Origin of the sequence: Micromonospora sp. DT48, assembly GCF_049844495.1 — a bacterium.
GTDB lineage: Bacteria > Actinomycetota > Actinomycetes > Mycobacteriales > Micromonosporaceae > Micromonospora.
Window position 1 is genome coordinate 421,066 of sequence record NZ_JBNCLE010000008.1, and the last position, 17,877, is coordinate 438,942.

Below are 17,877 nucleotides of genomic sequence, written 5' to 3' on the forward strand. Positions count from 1 at the left end.
GACAGCAAGGGCCGACGCCGGTGTGTCGCACGGCGCGGGCAGAATCGCGTTCGTGCTGGTGGCGGTGGTGTCCGACGAGCAGGGCGGGGGAGTGCTGCAACCTCTCGACCCGGCGGGCGCGCCGCTGGGCGGGCCCGAGGTGGTCGCCGACCTGCCGGCTGCGGTGGCGGCTCGGGAGCGCGCCGACCAGCCGCGCTGGGTCTGGGCGTCCGGCGCGTCGCTCTATCCGGCGCTGTTGCGCGCCGGGGTCGAGGTGCGGCGGTGTCACGACGTGGAGCTGACCGAGGCGCTGCTGCTCGGCTACGCCGGCCGGTGGGGTGAGCCCCGCGCGCTGGCGGCGGCGTGGGCGCGGCTGACCGGTGCGCCGGTGCCGCCGGATCCGCCACCCCGGGCTGCCGTTCCGCCCGGCACCGGTCAGGTCGCGCTCTTCGACGCCGTGCCCGGTCCGCCGGGCCCCGGCATCACCGCGCTGACCCGGGTGTACGCCGACCAGCTCGACCGTATCGCGGCGACCGCCGACCCGGGGCGGTTCCGGCTGCTGGTGGCGGCCGAGTCGGCGGGCGCGCTGATCGCTGCCGAGATGGGTGCGGCCGGGCTGCCCTGGCGGGCCGACGTGCACGACGCGGTCCTCGCCGACCTGCTCGGTGAGCCGTCTCCGGTGGGCGGGCCGCCCCGTCGGCTGGCGGAGTTGGCCGGGCGGATCGCCGAGGCGTTCGGGGTCCGGCAGGTGCACGCGGACAGCCCGGCCGAACTGCTGAGGGCGTTCGCGCGGGCCGGGATCGAGTTGCCGAACACGCGGGCCTGGGTGCTGCGCGGTGTCGACCATCCGGCGGTGCCACTGGTCCTGGAGTACAAGGAGCTGTATCGGATCTGGACGGCGCACGGCCGGGCGTGGCGGGACGCCTGGGTGCGCGACGGACGGTTCCGGCCGGAGTACGTCCCGGGCGGTGTGGTGTCGGGGCGGTGGGCCACCCGGGGTGGCGGCGCGTTGCAGATCCCGAAGGTGATCCGTCGGGCGGCGGTGGCCGACCCGGGGTGGCGGTTCGTGGTGGCGGACGCCGGGCAGTTGGAGCCTCGGGTGCTGGCGGCCGTCTCCGGTGACTCCCGGCTCGCCGCCGCCGGGGCGACCGGTGACCTTTACGCGGCGCTGGCCCGGGACGCGTTCGGCGGTGACCGGGGCCGGGCGAAGCTGGCGCTGCTCGGCGCGATGTACGGGCAGACCGGCGGGTCGGCGGTGCCCGCCCTGGCGGTGCTGCGGCGCAACTATCCGACGGCCTTCGGGTATGTCGAGGCCGCCGCGCGTACCGGCGAGACGGGTGGGTTGGTGCGGTCCTGGCTCGGGCGGACCTGCCCGCCGGGTACGGCGGGTTTCGGTGCCGACGAGGAGGGCCCGGTGGCCCCGGACGCGGCCGGTGACGGTCAGTCGCTCCGGGCCCGGGCGGCGCGTTCCCGGGGCCGGTTCACCCGCAACTTCGTCATCCAGGCCAGCGCGGCCGAGTGGGCGTCCACGCTGCTCGCGGTGCTTCGTGGCGAGTTGGCCGGCACCGGGGCGGAACTGGTCTTCTTCCAGCACGACGAGGTGATCGTGCACTGTCGGGCGGAGCGGGCCGAGTGGGTCGCCGAGACGGTGGACCGGGCCGGTCGGCGAGCCACCGCGCTGCTGTTCGGGGACACCCCGGTCCGGTTCCCGCTGGATCTGTCCATCGTGGAGTGTTATGCCGACGCGGCCTGAGCCGGCCACTCGTGCGGGACTGTCCGCCGCACCGGCACCGGCTATTTTGTGAGCACGCATCGGCGACCGGGTAGCGGCTCTGTGGGGAGATCGCGCACCTGTCACCCGCCGCGCGGGTGCGAGCGGGTGTCCGGCGGATGACGGCTCGCACCCGGTGTGCCGACCAGAAGGAGCAACGCCAGATGAACCCTGCTGAACATCGCCGCGCGGTCCCCGGGACCAGGCGGTCGGCGGAGGCGGGCCCCCGCCGCGTGCTCCGGTCGGTCGAGGGCTCACCGGGAGGCTTGGCGCTGCGGTTGCGCAACGAGGCCAGTCCGCAGGAACTGCGTGCCGTGATCACACCCGACGACGCGCGGCGGCTGGTCGACGCGGGCGTCACCCTCACCGTCGAGGAGTCGCCGCAGCGGATCTTCCCGACGGCCGAGTACGCGGCGGCGGGCGCGCGGATCGCACCGGCGGACAGCTGGGGTGAGGCTCCGACCGACGAGATCGTGGTCGGGTTGAAGGCGCCCGGCCCGCTGCCCTCGGCGCTGCGTCACCGGCACGTCTTCTTCGGTCACGCCTACAAGGGACAGCAGGGTGGCGAGGCGCTGCTGCGTCGTTTCGTCGAGGGCGGCGGGGCGCTGCTCGACCTGGAGTACCTCACCGACGACACCGGTCGGCGGGTGGCGGCCTTCGGGTACTGGGCCGGGTACGTCGGTGCCGCGTTGGCGGCCCTGCACGTGCGGGGTGACCTGACGCCGCCGTTGCGGGCGACCTCCCGGGCCGACCTGGACCTGGCCCTGGGCAAGGGCGCCGGCGACCCGGTACGGGCGTTGGTGATCGGTGCCCTGGGCCGTAGTGGTCAGGGCGCGGTGGCGGCGCTGTCGGTGGCGGGGATGGCGGTGACCGCCTGGGACATCGCGCAGACCCGTCAGCTCGATCGGGCTGCGCTGCTCGACCACGACATCCTGGTCAACACCGTGCTCACGCAGGTGCCGGCACCGCCGTTCGTACGCCCCGAGGACCTCGACGACCCGTCTCGTCGGCTGGCCGTCATCAGCGACGTCACCTGCGACGTGACGTCCGAGTGCAACCTGCTGCCGATCTACGACCGACCCACCGACTGGGCGCAGCCGGTACGGCGGTTCAGCGGCACGGCGTCGCCGCTGGACCTGATCGCCATCGACAATCTGCCGTCGATGCTGCCGCGCGAGGCGAGCACGGCGTTCTCCGCCGACCTGCTGCCACACCTGCTGGCGCTCGCCGAGGGGTCACCGGTCTGGCAGCGCGCGTACGACCGTTTCGTGGCGGCCTCGACGGCGCTGCACGAGGGACTTGGGAGGACATCGTGACGGCTACCTCGATTCCGCCGACGGGGCGGGTGCACTGGCTCGGCACCGGGCTGTCGACCGGAAGCGGTCTGCGGATCGTCTGCGACCTGGCGGAGCGGACGACGGTCTGGGGGCGTACGGAGGCGAAGGCGGTGGCCTGCCTCGAACGGCTGGACCTGGCCGGGCGCGCCGACACCCGGGCGTACACCCCGGACGCGCTCGCGGCCGAGGTCGGTGCGGGTGACCTGGTGATCTCGATGCTCCCGGCCACCGAACACCCGGCGGTCCTGCGGGTCTGCGTGGATCGCGCGGCGCATTTCGCGAGTTCGAGCTATGTCACGCCGGAGGTGGCCGAGCTGGCCCGGGAGGCGGAGCGGGCCGGGCTGATTGTGTTGACGGAGGCGGGGCTGGACCCGGGCATCGATCACCTGCTGGCCCATCACCTGGTGGAGCTGGCGGAACGGGCGACCGCCGACGCCGGTGCGGTCAGCGTTCGCTTCGCCTCGTACTGCGGCAGTTTCCCGGCGGTGCCCAACGACTTCCGGTACCGGTTCAGCTGGGCCCCGCGCGGGGTGCTGACCGCGCTGCGTGCCCCGGCGCGTTACGTCGAGCAGGGTCGGGAGCGGACCGCCGCCCAGCCCTACCGTGACCTCCGGGAGGTGGTCCTGGACGGGGAGCGGTTCGAGGTGTACCCGAACCGGGACAGCGTGCCGTTCATCCCGACGTACCGGTTCCCGGCGTCGTGGAAGGTGGACACCTTCATCCGGGGCACGATCCGGCTCGACGGGTGGAGCGACGCCTGGGAGACGGTCTTCGCCGCGCTGGAGACCGGCAGCGACGCGCAGATCGACCGGCTGGCCGGTGAACTCGCCGAGCGGTATCCGACCACCGGCGACGATCACGACCGGGTGGTGATGTACGTGCTGCTGGAGGTGACGACCGCCGACGGGGGCAGCTGGTCCGGCGAGTACAGGCTGGACATCCAGGGCGACGGTCGGGAGAACGCGACACCCCGGACGGTCTCGGTGACGTTGGCCGCTGGCGTCGCGGACCTGTTGGCCGGGCGGATCGGGCCCGGTCTGCACCAGGCCGCCGCCGACGGGGAGGCGGTACGACGGTGGCTGGACTTCCTCGCCCGGCACGGCATCACCTGCGAGTCGCGGGTGTCGACGCAGGAGCCCGTCGAGTGACGTGACGGGGGGTGTCGCCGGGCGATAGCCTGATAGATACCCAATTTAGACCATTTGCCCCGCCACTCTCCTCCGACCGCCGTCGTTGCAAACGGTGTGCGTAGGACGGGAGGGTCGGGAGTCACCCCGACCGCTCCCACGCTGGAGGGAGCGCAGCTCTGAACCGGATCGCAGGAATGATCATCGCTGCGGGGGGTGGCCGTCGGATCGGCGGGCCGGAGGCCCTGCTGCACCAGGGTGGCAAGCCACTGGTCGACCAGATGATCGACACGCTGACGGAGGCGGGCTGCGGGCAGATCGTGGTCGTCCTGGGTGCCGCGGCCGACCAGGTCCGCGAGACCGCTGACCTGAGTCGCGCCACCGTCGTGGTCAACCGCGCCTGGGGCACCGGCGTCGGCTCGTCCATCCGGGCCGGGCTCGCCGGGATCGACGACGACCGGGTCGAGGCGGCGGTGGTGGTGCCGGTGGACATGCCGGGGCTCACCGCAGCGGCGGTGCGGCGGGTCGCCGCGCTGCCCTTCCCCGACGTGCTGGTCTGCGCCACCTACAACGGGCTGCGCGGCTATCCGATGCTGTTCGGCCGTCGGCACTGGCCGGGCATCGCCACCCTGGCCAGCGCCGACGTGGGTGCCCGGCCCTACCTGCTGGCGCACAAGGACCAGATCGTCGACATCGCCTGCGACGCGGTGGCCGACGGCAGCCGGGTCGACACCCCCGAGCTGATGGCCCTCTACGGCCTCTCCGTCCCGGAACAGCGCGTCGGCGTCTGACCCCGGCGGCTGCCCGGGGGCGGGCCGCCCGCCGCCGGGTGGTCCGGCAGGGCGGCTCTTTTCAGTGTGCGGGCAGGTCGAACAGGTCGGCGGCGGCCTGCCAGCAGACCGTCCGCAGCCAGTCGTCGCCCAGGTCGAGCCGGGCCAGACCGGTCAACTGGTCGGCGTACGGGTAGGGGATGTTCGGGAAGTCGCTGCCCAGCAGCACCTTGCCGGCCAGCCCCAGCTCACCTAGCCGGGGCAACTCCTCGGCCGGGAACGACACGAAGTGCTCGAAGAACGAGGTGAACACCATGGTGGTGTCCAGCCGTACCCGCTCGTGGCGCTCGGCGAGATCCAGGAAGGCGGCGTAGTCCGGCGCGCCCATGTGGGCGACGATGGCGGGCAGCCGAGGGTGTCGGGCGAGCAGCGCGGCGAACGGCTCCGGCCCGGTGTGCGCGGCGCCCACCGGCGCGTGCCCGGCGTGCACGACCACCGGTACGTCGGCCTCGGTGAGCAGACCCCACACCTGCTCCAGGGCCGGGTCGGTGGGTGCGAAACCGCCTACCTGGAGGTGCACCTTGAACACCCGGGCACCGGCCTCGATAGCCGCGGCGACGTAGCGCGCTGCCTGCGGCTCCGGGAAGAAGGTGGCCGAGGGCAGACATCCGGGGGTGTGCCGCGCGAAGTCCAGCGTCCACTGGTTCAGCTGCTCGGCCATGCCGGGCAGGTGGGCGTACGCCAGCGCGCTGAACGCCCGAACGCCCAGCCGCCGGAGGTGCTCGACGCGGTCCTCGTCGCTCCACCGGTAGCGGATCGGCCACTGCACCCCGACCAGCGGGCCGGCGGAGTCGAAGTGCTCCCACACCCGACGGCGCATCCTCGGCGGCAGGAAGTGCACGTGGACGTCGGCGAGGCCGGGCAGTCCGAGGTGCTGCCAGAACCGTGGCACACCCGCGTCGGCGGCCACCACCGCCGGCTGCACGGCCTCGACGCTCACAGGTCGAGACTAAGTTTCTGCAACACCGAGGGAGCGACCAACCCGACTGCGGCCAGCACCGAGACGATGGTCAACGCGGTGCGGACCACGACGACCTCGGTTTTGCCGCCGGCCCGCAGGGCGATCTTGTCGGGCAGGCTGATCGGTTTCCACATCCGGCGTTTGATCGGGATCGGCCAGAGGATCGGTACGCCGGCTCGGGTGATCATGTCGCCGAGGATGTGCACGAAGCAGCCCACGCCGACCGCCAAGCCGATCATCGGATAGCCCCGGTCGCCCGGCAGGTTCGCGGCGGTGAACACGGCGGCACCGGCGGAGACCAGGGTGACGACGAGCCAGCCCGCCCGCTCGGCCCACTCGTCGAACAGGCCACGCAGGGCCAGCCCGATCATGAAGAACAGGATGCCGATGACCGCCCACTTGCCGTAGCGGGCGCAGAGCGAGGTGGTGCCCCAACCCACCAGCACGGTGAACGGGATGGTGTGGGTCAGCGTCCGGTGGCCGTTGTTGCGCTTCGGGTCGCGGCTGAGCTTCGTGGCGTAGTACACGCCGAGCGAGATCTTCTCCACCACCTCGGCGACGAACAGCGAGAAGACGCCGAAGGTGCGGGCCACGGTCGCGCCGCCCTTGTTGCGGGTGACCTTGCCGGACAGGTCGAGGTCGGGCAGCAGCGCCCCTCCGGCGCAGACGGCGGTGCCCACGGCCAACGCCAACGTCGACTGCTCGTAGTCGTAGAACTGCTGTAGCGCCCAAGACCCACTCAGCCATACCGCCGCGCCGGACAGCGCGTGCGACGGTCCCATCATCTCGGCTCGCCCTCCCCAGGGATCTTGAGCGCCAAAACTACGTCACTGTAGTTCGCGGCGACGCCGCAGGGGGACCACCTGCCGCGTCCATTCCAGACGGTGACCGGCGTCGACCGACGGGCCGGGCCGATCACCAGGGAGTATGGCAGCGCGTGACGGTCGGCCAGCACGATCTGTCGGCCATGGGACGCCCTGGACGTCCGAGGCTGTCGGTGGGTCGGGTCACCACCGACGTTTGCGGGGCGCGCGGACGGTCACGTCGCCGAAGATCGCGCGGCAGTGCACCTCGACCACCGGAGCTCCCCGCGCGACGGGGCCGCTCAGCTTGGACTGCTTGCTGCCGAAGACCGCACTGCCGGTGAGCCGGACATCCGTGCCCTCCGCCACCACGATCGTCACGTTGCCGAAGATCGCGTTCGCGTCGATCCGGGTCACCCGCCCCGGCAGCCGGGCCTCGTGCAGCTCGATCCGGCAGTCGCCGAAGACCGCCCGCGCCTCGATGCGCTCCGGTGCCGGCCAGGCACCCTTGCGCACCTCGTTGCCGAAGATGGCCAGGAGTTTCTCCGGCGCGGGCACCAGCGCGCCGGTTGCCGGTCGGGCCGGCGCGTCCGGCAGGTCCCGGGTCACCCGGGCCAGTTCGCCCCGGGTCTGTGCGGCGTGGGCGACACCGGCCCGCTCGGTGTACTCGTCCAGGGTCAGCCGGCCCTCGGCCGTCGCCCTGCCGAGCAACTCCACGACCTCCTCCCGTTCCCGGTCGGAGACTCTCAGCTGGTCAGCGTCGTCGTAGCGGTCCGGTTCCACGCCTGGAAGACTAACGGCGTCCCGCGACACCTCCCTAGCCGCCGGGTCGGAAGCTGAGCCGTACCGTCGCCAGCTCGCTCGCCGCCGCTGCCCAGTCCTCCTCGTGGGTGATCCAGCTCAACGTCCAGGAGTCGTCCGGCGGGTCCGACACGATCTGGGTGGCGTGCAGCCGATCGCCGTGCGGTGTCAGCCACCCGAACTCCCACTCGGTGGCGTCACCGACTCGGCCGAGGCGGAACTCCTGGTAGCCGGGGAGGGTGCCGCGTGCCAGTTCCCGGTCCCGTACGGCGGCCAGCCGCCCGGTCGGCTCGGCGGTGGCGTAGGTGCCGGCCGCGACCGTGAACGCGCGACCGGTGGCCGGGTCCTGGAAGCACGCCACGTCGTTGTCCCGGAAGTACCGCCAGTCGGCGGGCAACGCCACCCGGAAGCCCCCGGTGTTGGCGTGCCACACCCATCCGGCGGGCGGCCGGAACTCGTCGTCCGGCCGGGGCGGTGCGGTGCGCAGCGCCTCACCGTCCACCCATGGGCGTACGCAGGGCAGCGGCGGGGGGACGTGCCGACCGGGCGGACGGCGTCCGTCGCGGGGGAGCGGGCCGCCGGGGCCCGGCCCGCCCACGTCGTACGCCGGTGGGCTCTGCCCTTCCGAACCGGGCTGGTCCGGGCCGGTGCCGACCACCGTCAGCGCGGTGCCCATCCCGGCGGCCATCGCGACCAGTACGGCGACCGCCGCCAACGCCCACGGCCGGGCCCCGACCCGTCGCCGGTGCTCGGCCTCCGGTGTCGCCTCCCGGGCGGCGGCGGGCGGCGGCGGTCCGTCGCTCCGCACCGGGCCGGTCCCGGACGGCGGGCCGTCACCTCGCTGCGGGCCGGTCCCGCTGGGCGGCCGGGTCCGCTCGTGGTCGCCCGGGTGGCCGCTCGCCTCGCTGCCGACCGATCCGGCGGACGAGCCGGTCGGGGGGAGCGGAGCGGTGTCCTCACCTGCCCGCTCGGGCACCTCGGTCGGCTCGGGCCCGACCGCGATCAGCAGCCGACGGCGGGTCTCCAGGTGGTCGATGCGGTGCGCGGGGTCGCGGCGCAGCAGCCCGGCCAGCACCGCCGCCAGCGGCCCGGCGTGCGGTGCCGGGTCCGGTGGCGCGGACGCCAGCGCGCTCAGCGTCGCCATGGCGGTGCTGCGGGCGTACGGTGCGCGACCCTCGACGGCGGCGTGCAGCGTGGAACCGAGCGACCAGAGGTCGGCCCGTTCACTGGACACCCCTTCGGCCACCCGTTCCGGCGCGACGTACTGCGGCGAGCCCAGGATGGTGCCGGGCCGGGTCATCGTCTGGTCGGCACCGTCGAAGACGGCCAGCCCGAAGTCGGTCAGCAGCACCCGACCGTCGTCGGCGACGAGGACGTTCGCCGGCTTGACGTCGCGGTGCAGCACCCCGGCGTCGTGCGCCGCCCGCAGCGCGTCCAGCAGCGCCAGGCCGATCCGGGCGGCCTGCTGCGGCGGCAGCGGCCCGTCGGTGTCGAGGAGATCCTGGAGGGTGCGTGACGGGACGTACTCCATGACGATCCACGGTGCGTCGGACTCGGAGACCACGTCGTAGACGCGGACCACGTTGGGGTGGTTGAGGCGTGCCGCCGTGCGCGCCTCACGCAGTGTGCGGGCGCGTAGCTGGTCCAGCTCGTCACCGCCGAGCCAGGTGGGCAACACCACCTGTTTGATCGCCACCTGGCGGTGCAGCAGCTCGTCCTCGGCCCGCCAGACCGTACCCATTCCGCCGCGCCCGACCAGATCGAGCAGCCGGTACCGGCCGGCGATCACCGTTCGCATGCTCCCCCTATCCGCCGCCGTCCGGCCTACACCCTAGCCAGCGGATCGGGGGCCACCTATGCCGCGAGTCCAATTAGGAGGCAGCCCCTCCGACGGTGAGGAGGTTGCCGTCCGGGATGTCTATCGTCTGTCGGCGCACGGGCATCTCGGCGGCGGCGCGCCGGGACGGTGACGCGGCGTGGTCACGGCGGGCCGTGGCGTAGGTGTCGGCGGTACGGGCGGCGATGGTGGCCCAGCCGTACCGTCGACCGACCATGCTGCGCGCCTGCCGGGCGACCCGCCGGGCGAAGACCTCGTCACCGAGGAGGTGCCCGACGGCTCCGGCCAGCGCCGACGGGTCGCTGTGCGGGAAGGTGACGCCGGTGACGCCCGGCTCGACGATCTCGGCCAGGCCGCCGGTACGGGCCACGGCGAGCGGTGCTCCGGCCGCTGCGGCCTCCAACGCCACCATGCCGAAGGGCTCGTAGAGGCTCGGCACCACCGTCGCGTCGGTCGCGCCGAGCACCGCCGGCAACTGGGTGTTGTCGAGGAAGCCGGCGAAGCGCACGGTGTCGGCGAGACCGAGCTGACGGGTCCGGTCCTCCAACTCGCCCCGGAAGGGGCCGTCTCCGGCGATCAGCACCCGCAGCCCGGGATGCTGTGCGCGCAACGTCGGCACCGCGTCGACCAGGTGTTGGACACCCTTCTCGTAGACCAGACGGCCGGCGTACCCGACCAGTGGGCCGTCCCCGGCGAAGCGGGCGCGGGCCGAGGCGACCGCGCGGGGCCGGGCCCGCCAGGCTCGGTCGTCGACGCCGTTGGGCACCACGTCGACGCGGTGCTCCGGCGTGCCGAAGAGGGTGGTGACCTGGTCGCGCATGTAGCCGGAGCAGGCGATGACCCGGTGTGAGGCGTTGCTGAGCCAGTGCTCGACGCCGTGGATGGTGCGGTTCATCTCCTCCGGCAGCCAGCCCTGGTGCCGACCGGCCTCGGTGGCGTGGATGGTGGTGACCAGCGGCAGGTCGAGGTGGTCGCGCAGGGTGATGGCGGTGTGGGCGACGAGCCAGTCGTGGGCGTGGATGACGTCGTAGTCGCCGGTGGTGGCGGCGTGCAGCGCGGCGCGGGTGAGGGTGTGGTTGAACGCCATCGTCCAGGCCAGCAGCGAACCGGTGGCCAGGGGGAAGGTGACCGGGTCCTCGGGAGCGCGGACGACGCGTACGCCGTCGACGTGTTCCTCGAGCGGTGCGCCGTCGGCGTGCCGGGTGACGACGGTGACGTGGTGACCGGCGGCGGCCAACGCCACCGACAGCGCGTGCACGTGTCGGCCGAGACCACCGACGAGGACGGGTGGGTACTCCCAGGACAACATCAACACCCGCTGCGACCGTGCGGGGTTGATGTCGACGACGACGGCGTTCGGTGACATACGCGCCCCCTTTGAGTTGTCTCCGCGCACCCCGCAGCAGGCCCCTGACAGGCGGCGTTCGCGTTGCGGCTGGATCGGGACCAATCCTGGTCGCGGCTGGATAACCGGTGGAGACGTAGCCGTTGCGGGGGTGTAAAGCGCTACCGGCGTACGCGCAACAGCTCCGCGACCGACCATGCCTGGAACGGACATCCGGTGGCGGTGTGCGGGGCGGTGCCGTCGGCGGTCTCGCTGACCGACCCGAGGCCGTACTCGCCCAGGTGCGCCTCCAGACCGGTGAACACGTCGTCCACCGGCAGCCCGGCCCGGCGGCTGGCGTCGACGTACGGGCCGATCAGCCACGGCCAGACCGTGCCCTGGTGGTACGCGGTGTCCCGCTCGGCCGGTCCGCCCCGGTGCCGACCCAGGAAGCCGGGACAGTCGGGGGCGAGGCTGCGCGGGCCGAGCGGAGTGAGCAGCCGGTCGCCGATGCGGCCCAGCGTCCGCGCATCCGGTTCCATCGGCGCGAACGGCAGCGACCAGGCCAGCAGCTGGTTGGGGCGCAGCAGGTCGTCGTCGTGCTGGGCACCGCCACCGAGCGGGTACGTCGGCGCGGGCGCGTCGACCACGTCGTACAGCCAGCCCGCCGGGGTGGGGAACCGGCTCCGGAACGCGCAGACCGCCCGCTCGTGCAGCCGGTGCAGCCCGTCGGCGTCCTGCCCGGCCAGGTCGGCCAACTCGGCGACCCCGGCCACCCCGTTGACCCAGAGCGCGTTGACCTCGACCGGCTTGCCGTGGCGGGCGGTGACCGGCACCCCGTACACCCGGGCGTCCATCCAGGTCAGTGCGGCACCGGGCACACCGGAGGTGAGCAGTCCGTCGGCCGGGTCGACGGCGATGCCGTACCGGGTGCCGGCCACGTGGGCGTCGACCACCGCGCGCAGCGCCGGCAGCAACTCGTCGCCGAGGTCGGTGTCACCGGTGACGGTGACGTGTCGGCTGACCGCGTGCAGGAACCACAACGTGCCGTCGACGGTGTTGTACTCGACCCGCCCGGTGTCGGCGGTGTTGGCCAGCATCCCCTCCGACAGCGTCGCCGCGTACGCGCGCAGCAGCTCACGGCCGAGGTCAGCCCGGCCGGTACGCAGGAACAGCCCCTCGTAGGAGATCATCGTGTCCCGCGACCAGGCGCCGAACCACGGATAACCGGCCACCACCTCCACCGGGTTGCCCCTGGTCCGCACCACGAACGCGTCGGCGGCCAACGCCAGGGTCGCCGTCACGTCGTCGGTGGGCTTCGCCGCCGCCACCACCTCCCGGTTGCGCCGTCGGGCCGCCGCGACCACCTCGACGGCCGGTGGCGGCGCTGGTGCCGGATCGTGCGCCCAGGCCAGCACCGACAGCGTGTCGCCCCGGCGGTGCAGGGTGTCGCGGAACTGGCCCGCGTACCACAGGTCCTCCTGCGGGTGCAGGCCACGCTCGGCCTCCTCCCGGTGGTACACCCCCCGCCACCAGTGGCCCTGCGGCGACCAGCCGGGCCCGGACAGCCGGTACGCCCCCTCGATCACCGCACCGCCGTCGACCGGGTCCATCCGTAGCGGTGGCCCGTCGCCGCGTCGCTCGCCGTGCGCGTCCCGCCAGGTGCAGGCGGCGGCCAGTTCCAGCTCCACCGGCCCACCGCTGATCAGCCGGTGCACCACCGCCACGCAGGAGCGGCCGGGCAGCATGGCCAGCTCCCGTTCGATCACCACGTTGCCGACGCGCCACCGCCAGCGGGGCAGCCCGTCGGTCAGGTCGAAGCGTTCCAGCAGCTCGTAGCCACGCGGATCCACATCACCGGAGGCCCACTCGTGCGTGCCCAGGCGTACCCGGGCCCCGGAGGGCAGCAGCACCGCCGGATCGAGGCTGACCAGTCCCACCCTGCGGGCGGCCGGGGTTTCCCCGGGGATCACCAGCAGCCCGTGGTAGCGGCGGGTGCGCAGGCCGCCGACGGTGCCCATGGCGTACCCGCCGAGGCCGTCGGGCACCAGCCACTCGCGGTCGGCGGCGCTGGTCAGGTCGCCGCAGACCTGCGAACCGTAGCGAATCTCGATCAACTTTCCTCCATCGCGGCGAGGTGTAACACGACACGACGACAATGGCCGCTGTGGTGAAGTACCCGGGTGGCGTCGAAGATGTTCAGGTGATCAGTGACGGTTCGCCCTCCGCCCCGGCCCCCGACGCCGAACGGCTCCGGCTCGCCCAGGCCGACGCCGGTGAGCAGGACTGGCGCGCATGGGGTCCCTATCTGTCCGAGCGGGCCTGGGGGACGGTACGGGAGGACTACAGCGAGCACGGCACGGCCTGGGACTACTTCCCCCACGACCACGCGCGGTCCCGAGCCTACCGGTGGTCCGAGGACGGTATGGCGGGCGTGTGCGACGACCGGCAGACGTTCTGTTTCGCGCTGGCGTTGTGGAACGGGCGCGATCCGATCATCAAGGAGCGGATGTTCGGCCTCGGTGGCGACGGCGGCAACCACGGCGAGGACGCCAAGGAGTACTGGTGGTACGAGGACTCCACGCCGACCCATTCCTGGATGCGGTGGCGTTACCACTACCCGCAGGCCGCCTTCCCGTACGACGAGCTGGTCGCGGTCAACGGCCTGCGGGGCCGGGACGACACCGAGTACGAGCTGGTCGACACCGGCATCTTCGACGACGACCGGTACTGGGCGGTGACCGTCGACTACGCCAAGGCCGGGCCGACCGACATGTGCGTCGTGGTGACCGTGGCCAACCGTGGCGACGAGGCCGACCGGCTGCACGTGCTGCCGCACCTGTGGTTCCGCAACACCTGGGCGTGGGGGCTGCCCGGCGGTGACCGGGTGCCCCGGATCGTCGGGTCCGGGCGGCGGCTGGTCGGCGAACACTGGGTGCTCGGCCAGATCGTGCTGGAGGGCGACGGCGACCCGACCCCGCTGCTCTGCGACAACGACACCAACGCCGAGCGGCTGTGGGGGTTGCCGAGTCGCACCCCGTACCCGAAGGACGGCATCAACGACCACGTGGTCGACGGCGCGGAGACGGTCAACCCGCGCCGGGAGGGCACCAAGGGAGCGCTGCACTACGTGCTGGACGTGCCGCCCGGCGAGCAGCGGAGCATCCGGCTGCGGCTGACCCGTACGGCCCCACCGCCGGGCGGCGGCGAGCCGCCGCCCGCCGACCTGGGCGACGGCTTCGACGCGGTGGTGTGGGCCCGCCGCGCCGAGGCGAACCGGTTCTTCGACACGGTCATCCCGGCCAAGGCCAGCGCCGACGAGGCGTTGATCGCCCGGCAGGCCATCGCCGGGCTGATGTGGGGCAAGCAGTTCTACCACTTCGACGTCAAGCGGTGGCTGGAAGGCGACCCCGGCTCGACCCCGCCGGCCGGTCGTCGGCACGGGCGCAACAGCCACTGGTGGCACATGACCAGCTTCGACGTGATCTCCATGCCGGATCCGTGGGAGTACCCGTGGTACGCCGCCTGGGACCTGGCCTTCCACTGCGTGAGCATCGCCCGGGTCGACCCCGGCTTCGCCAAGGAGCAGTTGCTGCTCCTGCTGCGGGAGTGGTACCTGCATCCCAACGGGCAGATCCCGGCGTACGAGTGGGCCTTCGGCGACGTCAACCCGCCGGTGCACGCCTGGGCGGCGTTGAAGGTGTTCGAGATCGACGGCCGCCGGGACCACGACTTCCTGGCCCGGGTGATGCACAAGCTGCTGATGAACTTCACCTGGTGGGTCAACCGCAAGGACACCGGCGGCAACAACGTCTTCGAGGGCGGGTTCCTCGGGCTGGACAACGTCGGCCCCTTCGACCGCTCGGCCGCGTTGCCGGTCGCCGGGGTGCTGGAGCAGTCCGACGGCACCGGCTGGATGGCGATGTACGCGCTGAATCTGCTGGACATCGCCATCGTGCTGGCCGAACACGACCGCACCTGGGTGGACACCGCGACGAAGTTCTTCGAGCACTTCGCCTACATCGCGGCGGCAGCGTACGACCAGGGGTTGTGGGACGACGAGGACGCCTTCTTCTACGACGTGCTGCGGCTGGCCGACGGCACGAAGGTGCCGTTGAAGGTGCGCTCGGTGGTGGGTCTGCTGCCGCTGGCCGCAGTGACCCGACTGTCGGCGCGGACCCTGCGGCGGCTGCCGGAGCTGGGCGCCCGCCTGCGGTGGTTCCTGACCAACCGGCCCGAGTACGCCTCGGTGGTCGGCGGACGACGTCTCGGCCCGGACGGACGCCAGCAGCGGCTGTTGTCCATGTGCGGTCAGGAGCAGGTGATCCGGCTGCTCGCCCGGATGTTGGACACCGACGAGTTCCTCTCCGAGTACGGGCTGCGTACGCTGTCCCGCGCCCACCTGGACAAGCCGTTCGCGGTGACGTTGGGCGGGCAGGAGTTCTGCGTCGGCTACGAGCCGGCCGAGTCGACCAGCGGCCTGTTCGGCGGCAACTCGAACTGGCGTGGTCCGATCTGGATGCCGACGAATTTCCTGCTGATCAGCGCGTTACGGGACTACGCCGCGTACTTCGGCGACGACCTCCAGGTGGAGTATCCGACCCGGTCCGGGGTGAAGCGGACCCTCGACGAGATCGCCGACGACCTGTCGGCCCGGTTGATCGCGCTGTTCACCCGCGACGGCTGGGGCCGTCGGCCGATCTACGGTGCGGCGCAGTTGTTCCAGACCCACCCGGACTGGCGTGACCTGATCGCGTTCCCGGAGTACTTCCACGGCGACAACGGTGCCGGTCTGGGCGCCTGGCACCAGACGGGCTGGACCGCCCTGGTCGCCGACCTCATCCTCACCCTGCGCCGCTGACCCGGTATCCGCCTTCAGTCGCCAATCCGTCGCGACGCGATGACCCTGAGTGAGGTGGGGCTAGCATCGGCGACGTGTCCGGAGCAGACGAACCAGACACCGGGCGGGACGGCGACGCGATCGTGGCCACCGCCTGGCAGCTGGCCGAGGCCGAGGGCCTGGCGGCGGTGACCACCCGCCGGCTCGCCGAACGGGCCGCCGTCGACCTCGGTGCCCTCTACCAGCGCTTCGCCGACCGGGAGGCGGTGGTCGCCGCCGTCGCGGTCCGGGGCTTCGCCGACCTGGCCGCCACGCTGACCGCCGCACGGACGTCGGTGGACCGGCCGACCGAGGTCTGGCCGGCGGTGATGGCCGCCTACCTCGATTTCGCGTACGCGAACCCCGAGGTCTATGACGCGATGTTCTCTCACACGCCGGAGCTGACCCTCGGCGCGGAGCAGGTTCCCGAGACGGTGGCGGCCACCTTCGGGGAACTACGCTCCGCGCTGACACCCCTGGCCGCCGGCCGTGACGTCGACACCCTCGCCGAGCTGGGTTGGAGCGTGCTGCACGGCCTGGTGATGCTCACCCGGGGCGGCCGCCTGCGCCCCGAGGCCCAGGACCACCGCGAACACCTGCTCAGCAAAGACCTCTTCCGTCCCCACCCCTCGTCCCGGTGATCAAGAAGTTTGCGTCTGCTTTCGCGACCCGGGACGACGCAAACTTCTTGATCAACCGGCTGGGGTGGGTGACGCGCCGTTCGAGTGGAGAGGAGGTCAGAACCTGACCCGACGATCGTCTGCATTCCAGTGACCCGACATGCCGATACGGCAGTCACTGGAATGCAGACGATCAAAGGATTATTCGGTCGTCGGTCCGCTGCTGTTGACCAAGGGTGAGCGCGAGGAACAGCAGCGCAAGCTGGACGCGTGCGGGCTGCTGCGCCACTTCTGATCACCGTCGGCGACGACGTCGCCCGTCGGGTCAGGGCCGGAGCCACACACTCCGGCCCTGACCCGGCCTGGTCAGCCCGGTGCGACGTCGATCAGGTGGTCTCGCCGCGCACGATGGCGACCGCCACTCGGCAGAACTCGTCCATGTCGGGTTCGAACCCGGCCGCGATGTCGGGGTGCAACCCGGCGCGTGTCTCGTCGAGTAGCCGCTGGCACACCTGCTCCACCGGCTCACCGGAATAACTGTCGCGGACTCGATCGGCCGCCGCCTGAAGGGCAGAGGTCAGCTGCTCCTCCAGCGGCCCGCGCAGCTTCTCCTGCACCGGGTCACGGGGTTCCAGCGTGACATGTGGCTCCGACATCGGCGCTCCCTTCGTCGGCGGCTGCGGTACCCCACCGCTGCTGTCGGTCAAACCCCGTCCGGTACGGCGGCGACGCGTACCTGGTACGAGAACTCCTCGGCCGGTTGTTCCAGGTAGGACAACCGGCGGATCTGCTTGTCGTCGCCGTAGAGGGCGACGTCGACCAGCACGCCGAGGTGGGCCAGGCCGATGCTGGAGACCCGCTTCTTGTCCTGGAGCACCGCGCACACCCCGCCCAGCAGGGTGCTGGCGTCGGAAGTACGGTGCCCGGGCGGACAACGCAACGTCAGGTCGACCTCGATCGGGCCGGACAGCGGCGTCCAGCCTGTCTCCTGCGCGGCCGCGCAGGCGGCTTGGAGCAGGGCGCGTACCCTCGTCGCCTGCCGATGTCCGGCGGCGAAGATGGACAATGCTTCGGTTTTGACCGGTGGCAGGCCGCTCACCTCGAAGGTGAGGGTGAGAGCGCGGGTGTCCTGCACCACGGCGGCACCTCCTCGTTGGGGACGATCCTGCCCAACCGGAAGCCGGTGAGGGGCTGTTCCCGCGAGAACCAACCGATTGGACGGATCGGGGTCGGCCGGTGGCGTATCGACGGCGACGGCGTACGCGCTGGCGACGATAAACGCTAGTGCACCTGACGGTCGCTCGGGTACCGCCTACGGGGTCGAACAGTGACTCGCCCGGCTCGATATCGATTTCCAACGCATCTGATGCGTCGACAAGGCGCACGGGAACTGCTTACGAGAGGCGCGTGATGCGACAACCTGACTCGGACGAAGAAGGCATTGGCGGGCGGGTTTTCATTACTCGCAGTAATTGTTGCGGTAGTGCTCGACCTCGGAATTCAAATGAGACGCAGCGAAGTTCCACCGGGTTAGTACGGCAGCCGCCATTGGCGGTCTGACCTGGCAGGATGCGGTGGTGGGGCGTGCGAAGTGGACGCAGCCGCCCT

Annotated in this window: 15 protein-coding genes; 7 read left to right on the top strand and 8 right to left on the bottom strand. The window is 72.1% G+C overall.

The window, feature by feature from the left end; genetic code table 11:
• The first annotated feature begins 22 nt into the window (after positions 1 to 22).
• The 4 genes from ACLQ2S_RS11985 to ACLQ2S_RS12000 all read left to right on the top strand — a co-directional run bounded on the left by ACLQ2S_RS11985 (position 23) and on the right by ACLQ2S_RS12000 (position 5,005).
• Positions 23 to 1,732, top strand: a complete 1,710-nt coding sequence (locus tag ACLQ2S_RS11985) for a bifunctional 3'-5' exonuclease/DNA polymerase (RefSeq protein ID WP_309223304.1) — start codon at positions 23 to 25, stop codon at positions 1,730 to 1,732.
• Positions 1,733 to 1,914: 182 nt separating this feature from the next.
• On the top strand, positions 1,915 to 3,066 hold the full coding sequence (locus tag ACLQ2S_RS11990; RefSeq protein ID WP_155218315.1) for a saccharopine dehydrogenase: 1,152 nt from the start codon (positions 1,915 to 1,917) through the stop codon (positions 3,064 to 3,066).
• Positions 3,063 to 4,235: a saccharopine dehydrogenase family protein gene (locus ACLQ2S_RS11995; RefSeq protein WP_425701684.1), complete on the top strand. Its 1,173-nt coding sequence runs from the start codon at positions 3,063 to 3,065 to the stop codon at positions 4,233 to 4,235. The genes ACLQ2S_RS11990 and ACLQ2S_RS11995 overlap by 4 nt, the downstream gene beginning before the upstream one ends.
• Positions 4,236 to 4,411: 176 nt before the next feature.
• Positions 4,412 to 5,005, top strand: coding sequence for a nucleotidyltransferase family protein (locus ACLQ2S_RS12000; RefSeq protein WP_155218313.1), 594 nt, complete (start codon positions 4,412 to 4,414; stop codon positions 5,003 to 5,005).
• Between the two features lie 61 nt (positions 5,006 to 5,066).
• Here ACLQ2S_RS12000 and ACLQ2S_RS12005 read toward each other — a convergent pair whose 3' ends face one another.
• The 6 genes from ACLQ2S_RS12005 to ACLQ2S_RS12030 all read right to left on the bottom strand — a co-directional run bounded on the left by ACLQ2S_RS12005 (position 5,067) and on the right by ACLQ2S_RS12030 (position 12,887).
• On the bottom strand, positions 5,067 to 5,984 hold the full coding sequence (locus tag ACLQ2S_RS12005) for an amidohydrolase family protein (RefSeq protein ID WP_425701685.1): 918 nt from the start codon (positions 5,982 to 5,984) through the stop codon (positions 5,067 to 5,069).
• Positions 5,981 to 6,790 carry a metal-dependent hydrolase gene (locus ACLQ2S_RS12010; RefSeq protein WP_155218311.1) on the bottom strand — a complete coding sequence of 270 codons (810 nt, stop codon included), beginning with the start codon at positions 6,788 to 6,790 and terminating at the stop codon, positions 5,981 to 5,983. Before ACLQ2S_RS12010 ends, ACLQ2S_RS12005 begins: the two co-directional genes overlap by 4 nt.
• 222 nt (positions 6,791 to 7,012) lie before the next feature.
• Positions 7,013 to 7,591 (bottom strand): DUF1707 SHOCT-like domain-containing protein, encoded by a 579-nt coding sequence (locus ACLQ2S_RS12015; RefSeq protein ID WP_155218309.1) that lies wholly within the window; start codon positions 7,589 to 7,591, stop codon positions 7,013 to 7,015.
• Between the two features lie 34 nt (positions 7,592 to 7,625).
• Positions 7,626 to 9,398: a protein kinase domain-containing protein gene (locus ACLQ2S_RS12020; protein WP_425701686.1), complete on the bottom strand. Its 1,773-nt coding sequence runs from the start codon at positions 9,396 to 9,398 to the stop codon at positions 7,626 to 7,628.
• 82 nt (positions 9,399 to 9,480) lie between these two features.
• Positions 9,481 to 10,812 carry a glycosyltransferase family 4 protein gene (locus ACLQ2S_RS12025; RefSeq protein ID WP_425701687.1) on the bottom strand — a complete coding sequence of 444 codons (1,332 nt, stop codon included), beginning with the start codon at positions 10,810 to 10,812 and terminating at the stop codon, positions 9,481 to 9,483.
• A 140-nt stretch (positions 10,813 to 10,952) separates the two neighbouring features.
• Positions 10,953 to 12,887 carry an amylo-alpha-1,6-glucosidase gene (locus ACLQ2S_RS12030; RefSeq protein ID WP_425701688.1) on the bottom strand — a complete coding sequence of 645 codons (1,935 nt, stop codon included), beginning with the start codon at positions 12,885 to 12,887 and terminating at the stop codon, positions 10,953 to 10,955.
• A 41-nt stretch (positions 12,888 to 12,928) separates the two neighbouring features.
• On the opposite strand from ACLQ2S_RS12030, the gene ACLQ2S_RS12035 reads away from it, so the two are divergent.
• From ACLQ2S_RS12035 to ACLQ2S_RS12045, 3 genes are all read left to right on the top strand, one after another.
• A complete protein-coding gene (locus ACLQ2S_RS12035) occupies positions 12,929 to 15,631 on the top strand; it encodes an MGH1-like glycoside hydrolase domain-containing protein (RefSeq protein ID WP_425701689.1) in 2,703 nt (900 codons plus the stop codon).
• Positions 15,632 to 15,705: 74 nt separating this feature from the next.
• Positions 15,706 to 16,290 carry a TetR/AcrR family transcriptional regulator gene (locus tag ACLQ2S_RS12040; RefSeq protein WP_309223300.1) on the top strand — a complete coding sequence of 195 codons (585 nt, stop codon included), beginning with the start codon at positions 15,706 to 15,708 and terminating at the stop codon, positions 16,288 to 16,290.
• Positions 16,291 to 16,429: 139 nt separating this feature from the next.
• Positions 16,430 to 16,564, top strand: coding sequence for a hypothetical protein (locus ACLQ2S_RS12045; RefSeq protein ID WP_255456646.1), 135 nt, complete (start codon positions 16,430 to 16,432; stop codon positions 16,562 to 16,564).
• 91 nt (positions 16,565 to 16,655) lie between these two features.
• Here the strand turns inward: ACLQ2S_RS12045 and ACLQ2S_RS12050 are convergent, their stop codons facing one another.
• Together ACLQ2S_RS12050 and ACLQ2S_RS12055 are read right to left on the bottom strand one after the other, a co-directional pair.
• A complete protein-coding gene (locus ACLQ2S_RS12050; protein ID WP_155218299.1) occupies positions 16,656 to 16,925 on the bottom strand; it encodes a hypothetical protein in 270 nt (89 codons plus the stop codon).
• Positions 16,926 to 16,972: 47 nt separating this feature from the next.
• Entirely contained in the window at positions 16,973 to 17,404 is a 432-nt protein-coding gene (locus tag ACLQ2S_RS12055) for a hypothetical protein (RefSeq protein ID WP_309223356.1), read from the bottom strand.
• Positions 17,405 to 17,877: the final 473 nt, after the last annotated feature.